We start from the raw sequence: 518 nt of genomic DNA on the forward strand, positions 1-518 counted from the left end.
TGCAGTGTGTAGGTAGAACTAGAGCTAATCGCAGGACGGAACGGGTAACTTATTATGTGGTTAGTGAGAAAGATTTGTCCTACTTAGCGGACTACTACCCTAATGCTAGGTTTATTAAGTCTGATGCTGTTGATATTTGTCCAGATGCAGGAACGGAAATCCAGCAGACACGCAAGGGCATATTAACGGCATTCAAGCAACTGGTAGCAAAAGGGGTGACAGATTGGCAGAAGGTTCTTAAACAACCTGATTTTTTATAGTTGGATTAAAGCAATACGATATTGCGATGTAGCTTGCTGCTCTTTTTTAGGAGTGGGAGCAATTTCTTTTTGTTAAGAGAATTCCACAAAAAAGATGAACTGCTTGCAGCAGCGCTTCGCTATCCAATTCCACCAAATCAAAACGACTTTTCCTCCCCCTGCTCCCTACCCCCTACCTTATCCCCACGACGGGATACTTTTTTATTTGGGAGTCTCTTATGTAGTTTTTCACTCTCCCCCCACTTTCGAGAGTTTATA

General features: G+C 42.7%; 1 protein-coding gene. It reads left to right on the plus strand.

Annotated elements, in window-relative coordinates; genetic code table 11:
• Nucleotides 1-260, plus strand: a 260-nt coding sequence (locus FJR05_RS06800) for a hypothetical protein (RefSeq protein ID WP_254446780.1), incomplete at its 5' end; no start/stop codon positions are given.
• Between the last annotated feature and the right edge of the window lie 258 nt (nt 261-518).

The sequence above is a fragment of the Dolichospermum sp. UHCC 0259 genome (assembly GCF_009711935.1).
Classification (GTDB): Bacteria; Cyanobacteriota; Cyanobacteriia; order Cyanobacteriales; family Nostocaceae; genus Dolichospermum.